This is a genomic window from Frankia tisae, from assembly GCF_025403405.1.
Taxonomy (GTDB): domain Bacteria; phylum Actinomycetota; class Actinomycetes; order Frankiales; family Frankiaceae; genus Frankia; species Frankia tisai.
The window spans coordinates 1-12,621 of record NZ_JANEZT010000196.1 but is presented as its reverse complement, the minus strand read 5'-3'; the positions used below and the strand labels follow the sequence as shown (position 1 = coordinate 12,621).

The 12,621-nt window shown below is 67.3% G+C and carries 12 protein-coding genes and 6 pseudogenes; 14 read left to right on the top strand and 4 right to left on the bottom strand.

Annotated features, from left to right (window positions below):
- The first annotated feature begins 189 nt into the window (after positions 1-189).
- The 11 genes and pseudogenes from NBZ85_RS18675 (at position 190) to nifX (ending at position 7,627) form a co-directional block, all read left to right on the top strand.
- Positions 190-480 carry a transposase gene (locus NBZ85_RS18675; RefSeq protein WP_261560329.1) on the top strand — a complete coding sequence of 97 codons (291 nt, stop codon included), beginning with the start codon at positions 190-192 and terminating at the stop codon, positions 478-480.
- The gene (locus tag NBZ85_RS18670) at positions 477-866 is read left to right on the top strand and encodes an IS3 family transposase (protein WP_261560332.1); all 390 of its coding nucleotides are present in this window, start codon (positions 477-479) and stop codon (positions 864-866) included. The genes NBZ85_RS18675 and NBZ85_RS18670 overlap by 4 nt, the downstream gene beginning before the upstream one ends.
- A pseudogene (locus NBZ85_RS33820) lies at positions 850-1,017 on the top strand (recombinase family protein); the annotation flags it as partial. The gene NBZ85_RS18670 and the pseudogene NBZ85_RS33820, both read left to right, overlap by 17 nt.
- Before the next feature lie 60 nt (positions 1,018-1,077).
- A pseudogene (locus tag NBZ85_RS33815) lies at positions 1,078-1,275 on the top strand (SDR family oxidoreductase); the annotation flags it as partial.
- 57 nt (positions 1,276-1,332) lie between these two features.
- Positions 1,333-1,527 (top strand): ferredoxin, encoded by a 195-nt coding sequence (locus tag NBZ85_RS18655; protein ID WP_261560333.1) that lies wholly within the window; start codon positions 1,333-1,335, stop codon positions 1,525-1,527.
- A gap of 97 nt (positions 1,528-1,624) precedes the next feature.
- The gene (locus NBZ85_RS18650) at positions 1,625-1,762 is read left to right on the top strand and encodes a hypothetical protein (protein WP_261560335.1); all 138 of its coding nucleotides are present in this window, start codon (positions 1,625-1,627) and stop codon (positions 1,760-1,762) included.
- 509 nt (positions 1,763-2,271) lie between these two features.
- Positions 2,272-2,739, top strand: coding sequence for a hypothetical protein (locus tag NBZ85_RS18645; protein WP_261560337.1), 468 nt, complete (start codon positions 2,272-2,274; stop codon positions 2,737-2,739).
- Positions 2,740-2,951: 212 nt separating this feature from the next.
- Positions 2,952-3,418 (top strand): annotated as a pseudogene (locus NBZ85_RS32735) (hypothetical protein); the annotation flags it as partial.
- An 832-nt stretch (positions 3,419-4,250) separates the two neighbouring features.
- Positions 4,251-5,624 carry a nitrogenase iron-molybdenum cofactor biosynthesis protein NifE gene (gene nifE / locus NBZ85_RS18640; RefSeq protein ID WP_261558715.1) on the top strand — a complete coding sequence of 458 codons (1,374 nt, stop codon included), beginning with the start codon at positions 4,251-4,253 and terminating at the stop codon, positions 5,622-5,624.
- 42 nt (positions 5,625-5,666) lie between these two features.
- Entirely contained in the window at positions 5,667-7,094 is a 1,428-nt protein-coding gene (nifN, locus tag NBZ85_RS18635; protein WP_261558716.1) for a nitrogenase iron-molybdenum cofactor biosynthesis protein NifN, read from the top strand.
- A gap of 5 nt (positions 7,095-7,099) precedes the next feature.
- A complete protein-coding gene (nifX, locus tag NBZ85_RS18630) occupies positions 7,100-7,627 on the top strand; it encodes a nitrogen fixation protein NifX (protein ID WP_261558723.1) in 528 nt (175 codons plus the stop codon).
- 170 nt (positions 7,628-7,797) lie between these two features.
- Here the strand turns inward: nifX and NBZ85_RS18625 are convergent.
- Positions 7,798-7,964: pseudogene (locus NBZ85_RS18625) on the bottom strand (IS6 family transposase); the annotation flags it as partial.
- Between the two features lie 61 nt (positions 7,965-8,025).
- On the opposite strand from NBZ85_RS18625, the pseudogene NBZ85_RS18620 reads away from it, so the two are divergent.
- Positions 8,026-8,400, top strand: a pseudogene (locus NBZ85_RS18620) (integrase core domain-containing protein); the annotation flags it as partial.
- Between the two features lie 1,058 nt (positions 8,401-9,458).
- Here NBZ85_RS18620 and NBZ85_RS18615 read toward each other — a convergent pair.
- The 3 genes from NBZ85_RS18615 to NBZ85_RS18605 form a co-directional block, all read right to left on the bottom strand.
- Positions 9,459-9,617, bottom strand: coding sequence for a hypothetical protein (locus NBZ85_RS18615; protein WP_261558718.1), 159 nt, complete (start codon positions 9,615-9,617; stop codon positions 9,459-9,461).
- Between the two features lie 367 nt (positions 9,618-9,984).
- Positions 9,985-10,137, bottom strand: a complete 153-nt coding sequence (locus NBZ85_RS18610) for a hypothetical protein (RefSeq protein ID WP_261562322.1) — start codon at positions 10,135-10,137, stop codon at positions 9,985-9,987.
- The gene (locus tag NBZ85_RS18605) at positions 10,134-10,832 is read right to left on the bottom strand and encodes an SDR family NAD(P)-dependent oxidoreductase (RefSeq protein ID WP_261558719.1); all 699 of its coding nucleotides are present in this window, start codon (positions 10,830-10,832) and stop codon (positions 10,134-10,136) included. Before NBZ85_RS18605 ends, NBZ85_RS18610 begins: the two co-directional genes overlap by 4 nt.
- A 103-nt stretch (positions 10,833-10,935) precedes the next feature.
- Between NBZ85_RS18605 and NBZ85_RS18600 the strand changes: the two genes are divergently transcribed.
- Together NBZ85_RS18600 and NBZ85_RS32730 are read left to right on the top strand one after the other, a co-directional pair.
- Entirely contained in the window at positions 10,936-11,766 is an 831-nt protein-coding gene (locus NBZ85_RS18600) for a helix-turn-helix transcriptional regulator (RefSeq protein ID WP_261558720.1), read from the top strand.
- A 145-nt stretch (positions 11,767-11,911) separates the two neighbouring features.
- Positions 11,912-12,497, top strand: a pseudogene (locus tag NBZ85_RS32730) (integrase); the annotation flags it as partial.
- Positions 12,498-12,621: the final 124 nt, after the last annotated feature.

Sequence of the window (12,621 nt, the reverse complement as noted above, 5' to 3'; positions counted from 1 at the left end):
CGAGCTTGATAAGGTGGCCGAACAGCTGAACGGAAGGCCGCGGCAGACGTTGGGCTGGGCGAAGCCGGTCGAAGTCTTCAACGATTTGCTGGCGAAGCATGCGTCGCTATGACCGCTTGAATCCGCCTGCCCTTTTCCTTCCGGACAGTGTCCCCTAATAGAATAGGGGCAGCCCGGAAGGAATGATAGTTGACGCAGAAGCGTAGGAAGTTCTCGCCTGAGTTCAAGGAAGAAGCCGTGAGGATGGTGATCGAGACCTCGCGTCCGATCTCCGATGTCGCACGGGAACTCGGCATCCTGGAAGGAACCCTCGGAACCTGGGTCGCCACGTACCGGCGCGCCCACGCCGGTGAGGCGCCGCCACCGACCGCCGACGAAGGCATCCGGCTGCACGAACTCGAGCGGCAGAACCGTGAGCTGCGCATGGAGAACGAGTTCCTGAAAAAAGCCGCAGCGTACTTCGCCAAGGATCATCGGTGAGCGACACGTTCGAGTTCATCGATGCGGAGTACGCCACCCGCACCACCGCGAATGCCCGCACACCGGCGCCGTCGGTCGTTCAGATGTGCGCCTGGCTCGACGTTTCCCGTTCCGGCTTTTACGAGTGGCGCGACCGCCCCGCCTCGGCGACCGCGACCCGCCGCGGTGAGCTTGCCGCGCTCGTCGTCCGGTCGTTCACCGCCTCCGACGGCACCTACGGCTACCGTCGCGTGCACGCTGACCTGCTCGCCTGGAGTCGGCCCTGCGGCCCCGAGCTCGTCCGCGCCCTCATGCGCGAGCAGGGCCTGGAGCCGTGCCAGCCACGCCCCTGGCGGCACACCCTGACCGAGTCCGACCAGTTGATAGAGACTGTCCGGATTAAATAAGGCACACCACACCTCCGATGCCGTCCCCTGCCCCTCCGCACACGACCGGACCCGCAAACACCGCGAAGGCGTCGCCTGGTCGAAAGGGGCGATCCGGACGATCTTGTTTAACCCCCGCTACACCGGCCATGAGGTCTGGGGAAAGCAGCGCAAGGAAGAAGTTCTGCCCGATGTTGAGGACGTCGCCCTCGGCTACGAAACCAAGTTCCGCCTGGAGAACTCGACCCGCGAAGACGCCCTGGCGGCGTTCCCAGCCCTGCAGGCGCTGCCGATCCCCTACATCGAGCCGATCGACATCTCCAAGGCGGTCCTGTTCCTCGCCTCCGACGACTCCCGCTACGTCACGGGCATCCAGCTGCGGGTCGACGCCGGCGCCTACCTCAAGATCCCGGACCCGTTCCGGATCTGACCCAAGTCGTCCCCGCCGAAGCGACCGCAGTCACGCACCGAGCTGGAAGGAGCTCAGATGAAGGTGACGATCAGCAACGAGTTCTGCCAAGGTCACGCTCAGTGCCATGCGAAAGCCCCCGAGGTGTACGAGCTCGACGACGAGGGCTTTATCGGCGCCGAGGGATGGCTCAACGTGCCCGCGGGCCTGGAGGACGCGGCCCGGCCGGGTGCCGCCGCCTGCCCAGAGCGCGTGCTCACGCCGGCCGAGTAGCCGACGCCGCGCACCGGGCCGAGACTGGGATCCCGGGTCGCCGGCCGATCGGCTCATCCCCGGACGACAGGTCAACGAGCTGAAGAGCATCGACGCGATGGCGCTCGACGCGGACGGCCGGATTGCCTATGCCCAGACTGCGGCGCTGATCTCCACCGGCGCGCGGGCGCGGGAGCTGGACCAGATGCCCGCGATCGTCGACGCAGCCAGTGCGATGCAGCGGCACTTCCGGTAGGACTCCGTCCCGCGCCAGAGGTCTGCGTCGAACACGAGCACTGGGCCCACCTCGACCCGGCTGGGCCGGACTTCGGTCGCCGCCGGCCTGCTGGTCATCCGACCCGGAGCGTTGATCGTGTCCCGCGCAGGCAGGTTCCCTACGTCCGGGGCCGCGCCGAACCACGTTCCTCATCCTCGTATGGATCGCGGGCGACCACCGATCGAACACCTGCCCGACCGAGCTAACTCGCTGCTGTGGCCCCCTCACCAGAGGGAAATATGAAACACACACCGCCGCTATTGGTATGCTCGCGATCGGACTCGCCGTCGTAGGTTGCGGAGGCAGTGATCCTGAACCAGCAGCCAGCCCCACATCCGGCTCGGCGCGCATCACCGCGGCAGTCACACCGCAGGCCACCACGCTTGCCGTTCGCCGCGCCCTCATGCGCATCAGGGTCGCTCGTCGCGAGCGAGGCAACGACGTCGGCGCGCGAAACCACCACGCTCCCGCTTCCGCTAGGAGATGCAATGACGACCGAGAACCCGACAGCCCGATCCGTGGCCGCGCCTCCGGCGAACGTGGACGCCTGGACGGGACGGTGGCAGTGGAACGCAGCGACAGCGAGGTTCGACAATCCGGTCCACCAGAACGCCTGGGCAGCCCAGCTCAAAGTGGTCACGGTTGACGGGGACAGGCTGAATTTCCGGATCGCGCAGACGTTCGGCAACGGGAAGAAGCGCAGCTTCACCTTCGACGGGGCGTTTGACGGCAGGCCTCGACCGATGATCTGGGACGACGACGGCAGTCCCGCGTTGTACATCGCCTTCTCTCTGCTCCGCGACGACCTCGTCTCCGATGCGTTCTACGAACCGAACGGGCTCTATCACGGCTCCGAGCACTTCGTGCTGAGCGGCGACAACATGCAGCTGTACGGCCGTTCCAACACTGGTGGGATCGTCTACGACTACTTCGAGGAATGGGATCGCATCGGCTGACGACCCGGTCGACGTGCGGCCTCCCACCCTTGTTGATGTTGAGTTGTGTCGCTTGGTCTGGGTGTGGCCGTGGCGGAGTGCCCCTGCTGTCGCGCGGGTGGGCGCCCGGTCCACGTCCGGGGCGGTGTTTCTTTCTGGTCGCTGGGGTGGGAGGTCTGTGGCCGCGGGCTTGTGGGGCCCCAGAATCCCGATTTGGGCGGTGACCTGCGTGTTTGCCTGCGAAACGGGGTCCACGTCGGACAGGCTGGACGGTCATGGTGTGGTCGCTGCTCCACGCCCTGACACGCAATACTCTCGGACTGATGCTGCTCCGCGTGCGCGGGAACACCGCGAAAGACGTCGAGCCCCTCGTCCTACGACACCAGGTGGCGGTGCTGCGACGACAGGTCCACCGCCCGGCCCTGGAGCCGGCGGATCGCGTCATCCTCGCGGCCCTGTCCCGACTGCTACCCCGGGCCCGCTGGGGTTCGTTCTTTGTCACCCCCCTACCGTGCTTCGGGGGCACCGGGAACTCCTTGCACGAAAATGGACCTACCCCCGCAAGACCCCTTGGCGGCCACCGATCCACCGGGAGATCCGCGAGCTGGTCCTGCGCCTCGCACGGGAGAACCCGACCTGGGGCCACCGCCGGATCCACGGAGAACTGATCGGGCTGGGCTACCCGGAGGGTTGGCGGCTAGGATGCCAGCTGGTCTGGGCGGATCGATCTCGACGCGTGCGACCATCATCCATGCCTGGACGGCGAGCCGGGCGAGCAAGAGATGGTCGCGGAACTCGTCGGCGACGTTCTGCGTCGTGAAGGTCAAGCTCGACGAGGGCATCGGCGAGCGGACCCCACCCGGACAGCGACGTCTCGTGCGCCGGGCCGGCCCGGCGGGCAACGCCGCGTTCGGTGTCCACGACGAGCACCAGGGCGTTGACGAAAGCGTCCGGTCTCAAGCAGCCTCCCGGGTTTCTGGCGCCGCCAGTCAGTGCTGTCGGTGCTGTCGGAAGCACACCCTCGGGCACTTTGCCGCGAACCGAGCGGGCCGTCCGCATCCTCGTACTCGGGCTGCGTGGCCCCGATGTTCCGCCGCGAACGTGGGCGGGGTGAACACATTTCGCTCCGCCTGAGTGACGGCAGGTAGGCGGCGCGTGGCGCCGCGCGGGGCCGTGCCTGCCGGGTAACCGTCCGCCCCGACAGGGCGGACGAGTGTGTGGCCGCCCTTCGTCCAGCACCGGCCCGGGATAGTCGTGCGGGCGAGTTCGTCGAAGACCCGCCCAGGAAATATTTCCGGACAAAATTATCATTTCTTTTTTCGTTAAATTTAGGTCAGGGATGAGGTTGATGTCATCTTCCGCGAATTTCGGTTAACTTCAAAGTTACTGGGCCTTGCATTTACGAAACATGTGTGCCCTAGTGTTCTCCTCGTCGGCAACGAAACGCGAGGCTGCGGCATTCGGGGCGGACCAAAGGCGTTTCATAATCTCGTCCAGTGGATACTCCGAGCCCTTCTAGTCGAGGGATTGCCATGGTCAACCCTGACAGCCTGAGGACCTTCACCGAGTCGGCCTGTGACCGCGGCGACACGAAATCCGTGAAGAAACGCGACTCCGGCCGATGGAAGCCCCGGCCCGGCGAGGTCCTCGGGGGCTGCACCTTCGACGGGGCCATCAGCACGCTGGTCCCGATCGCCGACAGCGCCCACATCGTCCACGGCCCGATCGGCTGCGCCGGCAACTCCTGGGGCAGCCGCGGCATTCTTACCTCCGCCCATGACCTCTATCGGCGCGGATTCACCAGCGACCTCAGTGAGCAGGACATCGTCCTCGGCGCCGGTCGGCGGCTGTTCGCCACGATTGCCGAGGTCGTGGGGCGTCACCGGCCGCCGGCCGTCTTCGTGTACGAGACCTGCGTGACGGCGATGGTCGGTGACGATCTGGACGCGGTCTGCCTCGCGGCCGCCGTGCACACCGGAGTTCCGGTCATCCCGGTGCACGGCGCGGGTTTCCTCGGCACCAGGAACCTCGGTGCCAGGATCGCCGGCACGGTGCTGTTGGAACGCGTCATCGGCACCGTGGAACCCGACGACGTCACCGATCTGGACGTGACGCTGATCGGCGGGTTCAACCTCGCCGGCGAGCTGTGGGAGGTGCTCCCGATACTCGCCCGCCTCGGTCTGCGCGTGCGCGCCTGCATCAGCGGCGATGCCCGCTACGCTGACGTGGCCGCGGCCCACCGGTCCCGCGCCACCATGGTCGTCTGCTCACCGGCGCTGCTCGGCTTGGCCCTCGGGATGGAGGAACGTCACGGCATCCCCTGGTTCGAGGGGAGCTTCTACGGCGTCGCGGCGACGAGCGACGCGCTGCGTGGCTTCGCTCGCCTGCTCGGCGGGGCCGAGCTCGCCCAGCGGACCGAGGAGCTGATCGCGGCCGAGCAGACCGCCGTGCGGCCGAAGCTCGCGTCCTACCGGGAGCGGCTCGCGGGTAAGCGCGCGATTCTCTACACGGATGAGGCCAGGAGCTGGTCACTGATCGCCGCGCTCGCCGATCTCGGCGTCCAGGTCGTCGCGGCCGGCACCTCCCGGAGCTCGGACGACGCGATCAGGCGGATCCACGAGGTGCTCGGGCCCGATGCCCGCATCATCGACGAAACCGACCCGAGCAACTTCCTGCGCATCGCCGACGAGACAGCGGCGGACGTTCTCATCGCCGGTGGCCGGAACATGTACACGGCTCTGAAGGGTCGGCTGCCCTTCCTCGATATCAACCAGGATCGGCACGTTCCGTACTCGGGCTACCGCGGCGCGGTCGAGCTGGGCCACCAGCTCGACCGCGCTATTTCCAACCCGGTCTGGGCTCACGTCCGTGCCGGTGCTCCGTGGGACATCGCCGCTCCGGCGTGAGCTGCGAAAACCCGCACGGAAACGACCAGGAAGGAACGTGCAATGGCCAGAATCGCGGCGAGCGGCCGAAAGGCGGGCCTCGACCCGTTGAAGCACAGCCAACCGCTCGGCGCGGCGCTGGTATTTCTCGGCCTGGCCAACGCGATACCGATCCTGCATGGCTCGAAGGGCTGCTCCTCGTTCGCCAACGAACTGTTGGTCCGGCACTACAACGAGCCTGTCCCGCTGCAGTCCACCGGGATCAGCGAGATCACTGCCGTGGTGGGCGGCGGCCGTGACCTGGTGCAGAACCTGGACGCCTTCCAGGCCAGACAGTGCCCCGAGATCATGGGGCTGCTTACCACCGGGATCACCGAGGTCAGCGGTGAGGACATCACCGGGCAGCTGCTGCAGTATCGCCGGGACCGGTACGCCGCCACGGACGTGCCGGGGACGGAGCATGCGGCGCCACCGCTGATTGTCGGAGTATCCACACCGGACTTCCGGGGCGGAATGTCCGACGGCTGGTCGGCCGCGTTGCGGGCGCTGGTGAACTCCATCCCGTTCGATGCCGGCGGGCCCGCCGACGAGCCCACGGAAGGGGCGGCGTACGGGGCGACGGAAAGGCCGACCGTCGCCGTCCTCGTCGGCCCGTCGCTCGTCGCGGCGGATGTCGACGAGCTGGCCAGGCTGATCCGCGCCTTCGGCCTGGCACCGGTGTTCGTGCCGGATCTCTCCGCGTCCCTCGACGGCCATCTCGCGTCCAGCTGGAAACCGACGACGACCGGCGGCACGTCGCTGGCCCAGCTGCACCGGCTCGACCGAGCCGGTCTGGTGCTGACAATCGGGGCGACCGCGGCCGAGGCCGGAGTGGACCTGGCCGGGCGCACCGGCGCCGATCTCGTGTCCTACGACCACCTCAGCGGGTTGGCTGCGGTCGACGGCCTGGTCGGCGTCCTGATGGCACGCACGGGGATCCAGCCGTCCGAGGAGGCGCGCCGCAGTCGGGCCCGGCTCGCGGACGGACTGCTCGACACCCACGTCACCCTTGGCGGCGTCCGGGTCGCGCTGGCGATGGAGCCGGAGGCACTGGTGGCGGTCGGTTCGCTGCTGTGCGCCGTCGGCGCCGAGATCGTCGCGGCGGTGTCGCCGACGCCGGCCCCCGTGCTGGCAGACGCGCCGTGGGACGAGATCGTCATCGGCGATCTGATCGACCTGGAGGACCGTGCCCTCGAAGGCGGGGCCGAGCTGGTGGTCGGCTCCAGCCATGTCCGCGCCGTGTCAGATCGGCTCGGCGTGAGTCACCTGCCGGCCGGCTTCCCGATCTACGACCGGTTCGGCTCCTCCCTGCGCACGACGGCCGGCTACGAGGGCAGCCTGCGGCTGCTCACCGACGCCGCCAACCGGCTGCTCGATCACCGCCACCAGCAGAACGTCCGCACGCGGGCCGCGGGCAGCGCCAGCCGAACCACCACGGCGAGTGGAGCGTGACCGACATGGTGAGGATCGCCTTCGCGACCAGTGACGGCACCGCGGTGGACCAGCACTTCGGGTCGTGCCGCCGGTTCGACGTGTACGAGGTCAGGCTGCGGGACGCCCTGCTGTTCGAGGTCCGGGAGTTCACAATCCAGCAGTTGGAGGAGCTCGACAAGATTGACTCGCGGGTGGCGGCGGTCCGCGACTGCGCGATTCTGAACATGTGCAGCATCGGCGGTACGGCGGCCGCGAGGGTCATCAAGGCCGGCATTCATCCGATGCGGATCGAGTCGGGAACCCCCATCGAGGGACTTCTCGACAGGTTCGTCCGCGTGCTCGCCGACGGCGCGCCCCCCTGGCTGCGCAAGGCGATGTACGCGCACGACCCCGACGTACCCCCGGTCTGGCCGCTGGCCCCCACACCGGCGTCGACCGCCATCCCGCTTCCGACGCTGGCCTCAACGGCCGCCGCCCGGCCGGGTCACCAGTCGGGGGGCTGCGGGTGCGGCGGCCACGACACCGGCCCCTCGGCGACGGATAGCTGCTGACTCACCGGCCTGGTCGATCGACGACTGCTCCAGGGGATCGACGAAGACGCACAGATCCCGGAACTCGCTGTCCCGGCGCTCGACGAACGAGGACCCCACCGTCCGAGGTTCTCAGCAACCAGAGCGCCAAGATCGAAAAACGGTCATCCGCAGTTCGGCGCCACCGCGGGGTGATCAACCTTGATGCCCCGTTCGGCGAGCAGCTCTTCGACATCCCGGTACGACAGGGCGAACCGCGGGTACCAGCGCGGACCGCCAACACGATCACCTCGGGCGGAAACCGGAACCCGGCGAACTCCGACGTCGGAGCCGGTGGACGGACACGACGTCGACGCATCATTCGATCATGACTGATCGGCAGCTTCGTGATGGCGGACCTCGCCGATGCAACAGGGCCGATGGCCGACTTCCAGTTCCTGGTCCGCGACCGGGCCGGGCAGTTCACCGCCTCGTTCGACACGGTCCTCCCCGACGCCGGCACCACCACCCTCAAGATCCCATCCCGGGCTCCGCGGGTGAACGCCTACGCCGGACGGTTCGTCCGAACCGTCCGGGCCAAGGTCACCGACCGGATGCTGATCGCCGGTGAACGGCACCTGCGCACCGTCCTGGCCGAGTACGCGCGGCACGACAACGAACGACGACCACACCGCGGCCGCGGCCGCGGCCCTCAACCGCCCCGGCCCGACCACCCCGTCGCAGACCTCACCCACGAACGGATCAACCGCCGGCCCGTCCTCGGCGACCCGATCAACGAGTACCGCAACGCCGCCCGACCACCCCCACGGACGATCCTGTCAACCGCAAAAGGCCAGGTCACAGACCGAAACCCGGATTCTGGCACCCCACACGTCGCGGCCCTGCGTCAGGACGCCACTTCAAGCTGGCCACAGACCACACAGCACAGACGGGGAAACTCACACCAAAGAAAAAACAGCTACTCTAGGTAATCATTTGATTACCTAGAGTGTCCGAGGGGGGACTCGAACCATTACCCCACCACCGGTCACCCTGTCCGGTGACCTCATTCCCGCAGGCCACGCGGGAATTGACCAGTGAACGACGCGACTGCCACTCCACCTGCGAGCCAGGAGGCGCGACCGTTCGCGCTTCGCGCGGTCACCATACTGATCGCAAGCGTCGTCGCACTGAGCTTCCTGTTCGGGCTCGGCAACGTGTGGGCGCTGGGCATCCGGCTTGGCGTTCCCACCTACATCGCCCCACTGGTCGCCCCCACAGTTGACCTCTCTGTCGTTGCGCTGCTCGTCGCCACCCGCCAGTTGGCTCTCACCGGCGCCAGCCGAGAGCAGATCCGACCCGCACAACACCTCCTGATCTTCTGCAGTCTCGTCACGCTCGCGTTGAACACCGCAGAACCGATCATCGAAGGTCACTACGGCCGCGCCGCTTTCGACGCCGTCGACTGCTGCCTCCTCATCGGCTGGTCCCACATCGGACCCGACCTACTCCAAGCCCTGCAGCGCACCGCAAGCAGCAGAGAGCAGGCATCCACGCCGGCCCTCCAGGACCGAACCTTGGACGCGGCAGGTCATGCCCGTCAGCCGGATCCGCCGGCGCCCGGCCACTCCATGCCACGCCCGCGGGAAGCGGCCAAGGGTCGCCATAACGAACAGCAGGAGCGTGCATCCGAGCAGACTCTTCTCAAGCAGGCCCGCGTCGAAGACGCTCTGCACTGGCGGACTCATCGCCGGCCAATATCGGCCGAGGCCCTCCGTAAACGCCTTCGCATCGGCGCCCGCACGGCCCGCCGTCTTGTCGTGCAGCTACGCACCGATTCCAGACCTCGGCCTGATTCCGCAGCGGAAGCCGATCAAGATGAGGACAGCTTTAAGATCCAGCCGACCACCGCGGGGCCGACCCGAACAGGATCACCGTCCAGTTCGGCCAGGCCGTCGACGCGATCGAAGAGAAGCTCCCGCAGGGCGCCGGCCACCCGTCCAACGCGCAAGCCGACCTCCTCGCCCTTCACCGCCTACCCCGCGAGCTGGTCGTCGACCCGGCGAGTAACGGCCATTGAAGTAGAGCACCCCGCGGGTGGACCGGTAGGTCGCCGGCGGCCGGTCGGAGCGGTGCGCGTTCCGGGATCGCGTCGCGGGACCCGGAACTGCCGTACCCGTCGCCTACCATTTTGTACGCGGCGGCGGGACTGTCCGATTGCTGATCGGACACTCCCACGGCAGAGAAACAGCATAGAAGAAAATGCGAGAAGCGCCGGCTTACAGTAGCGAGATTCTCTCTACAAAGTCGGCCGCGCACTGCGGCGGCCAGGCACAATCAGTAAGGTTCCCCGTCCGAACGGGAGTGGCCCGGCCGTCAAATAGGCCTACCCGAGCCGCTCAATGCGCGATCTCACCGTCGGACAACATCCCGCGCTGCGGCGGGTGTTTGCCCATCTCGCCGAGGAATCCTTCGAGGAACGATTCGAATTCGGCGTCACGAAACTCCTGGTCCACTGTGGACGCATGCCGGGTGCACGGGCTGGTGGTCACCAGGGGACGACGCCGTGTCGGTTGACGTAGGCTCCGGTCGGGCCGTCCGCGGGAAGCGTCGCCAATTCGACGATGGCGTCAGTGCCCTCTTGCACCGTCTGGATGCCCCGGAAGTTGTTGAGGTCGGTCGCCGTCCAGCCAGGATCGGCGACATTGACCCTCATATCGGGCAACGCGTGCGCGTAGAAGACCGTCAGTTTGGTCAATGCGGTCTTGGTCGCCGCATAGATCGGAGGCACATACTCCGGATCCCACCAGCTGTTCTTCTCGGTCAGCGCGAAAGAGCCCGTTCCGCTGGAGACGTTGACGATGCGCGGGTTGTCGCTGGCGCGCAGCAGCGGCAAAAAGGCGGTTGTCACCCGCACGACGCCCAGCAGGTTCGTGTTGAAGACACCCGCGACGTCGGCCGCGGTGGCCTGGTCGATCGGAATCGACGGCCCGTTGATGCCCGCGTTGTTCACTAGTACGTCGAGTCGTCCGTATTGATCGCGGACCCAGGAGGCGGCCAGCGCCACGCTGTCCTCGTCGGTGACGTCGAGATGTACGAACGGGACGGCCAGCTCGCCTGCGGCAGCCTGGCCGCGTTCAGGATCGCGTGCGGCGAGCAGCACCGTGTGTCCCGCCTCGCGCAGTCGGCGGGCACTTTCGTAGCCGAGGCCCTTGTTGGCCCCCGTGATCAAGGTGATCGTCTCCATGCCGGTGAGTCTGTCGGGATCGACCGCACCCGAGGAAGGTACGGCTCGTGGGTGGGACTGACAGCACCAGTCAGCCGGTCCGCCGTAGCGCCATACTGGTTCCGTGTTGAGTGAGTTCGGGTCGCTGCTGCGCGGATGGCGGGACCGCACCAGTCCAGCGTCCGTCGGCGCGATCGAAACGAACCGGCGCTCGCCGGGACTGCGCCGCGAGGAACTCGCCGCGCTAGCCGGTCTCTCGGTGGACTATCTGGTCCAGCTGGAGCAGGGCAGGGCGGCCCGGCCCTCACCGCAAGTGGTCGCGGCGCTGTGCCGAGCGCTGCGCCTGGCCGAGGACGACGCCGCCTTGCTGCACCAAGCCGCCGGTCTCGCTATACCGAAAGGCGCGGTCAGCACCGAAATGCCGTCCGGAATCGAGCGTCTACTCCAGCGCCTCGACGACTGGCCAGTCGCCGTCTACTCCGTCGACTGGTGGCTGCTGCGCTGGAACCGCCTGTGGGCCGCGCTTCTCGGCGACCCGGGCGCTTTGCTCGGCCGAAGCCGCAACCTGATCTGGCACGAGTTCACCGACACTCCGTCTCGGATCGCGTTGGCCCCGCCCGAACGTGACGCCCTTCGCGATGCCCTGGTAGCCGATCTTCGAGTAGCCTCCATCGAATATCCTCACGACCCTGGTGTGCGGCAACTGGTAAACGAACTTCGCACCCGCAGCACCGACTTCGCGAGTAGGTGGATCGCCGGTCGCCCCGTCCGACATCGAACCGCCCGCAAACGCATCGAGCATCCTCACGTCGGTCACCTCACGCTCGACAGCGATGTTCTGCAAACCCCCGGCAGCGCTCTCCGAATCATCGTCTACTCCGCCGAGCCGGACAGCCAGGACGCCAGCCGCCTCGACCTACTCCGCGTGCTCGGTACCGAGGCTTTCGCTCACTAACCCGAGAAACTGCCCCGCGCCGCCGCGCATCTGGAAGAGGCGAAGGCAGATCTGCTTGCGTTCACCGTGTGGGGCTCCGGAATTCCGATTTGGGCGGTGACCTGGATATTTTCCTGCCGGACGGGGTCTGCCTCGGGCAGGCTGGATGGTCATGGTGTGGTCGCTGCCCTACGCCCTGACGCGGAACGCTCTCGGGCTGGTGCTGCTGCGCGTGCGCGGGGACACGGCGAAGGAGGTGGAGCTCCTCGTCCTTCGCCATCAGGTGGCGGTGCTGCGTCGGCAGATGAACCGTCCGGCGCTGGAACCGGCGGATCGGGGATCCTCGCAGCCCTGTCCCGGCTACTCCCCCGGGCCCGCTGGGGTTCGTTCTTCGTCACCCCGGCCACCGTGCTGCGCGGGCACCGTGACCTCCTCGCACGACAACGGACCTACCCACGCAAGACCCCCGATCGGCCACCAGTCCGCCGGGAGATCCGCGAGCTGGTCCTACGCCTCGCACGCGAGAATCCGACCTGGGGCCACCGCCGGATCCACGGAAAACTGATCGGGCTGGGCTACCCGGTCGGGGTCGCCACCGTCTGGCGGATCCTGCACCGCGCCGGCGTCGACCCCGCACCGCGGCGGGCAAAGGGCTCCTGGCGGGCATTCCTGTCCGCGCAGGCCTCCGGCCTGCTGGCCTGCTGGCCTGCGACTTCTTCACCGTCGACACCGCGTTCCTCCAGCGGACCTACTAACGAAATTCTAAGTATCTAAACTGCTTCGATGTAGGAGAGTTCCGGGGTGTGGAAAAATCCGCGGACGATGTCTGGTTTTCCTGCGAGCCGGTCGAGGGCGTGTTCGGCGAGTTCGAACAGA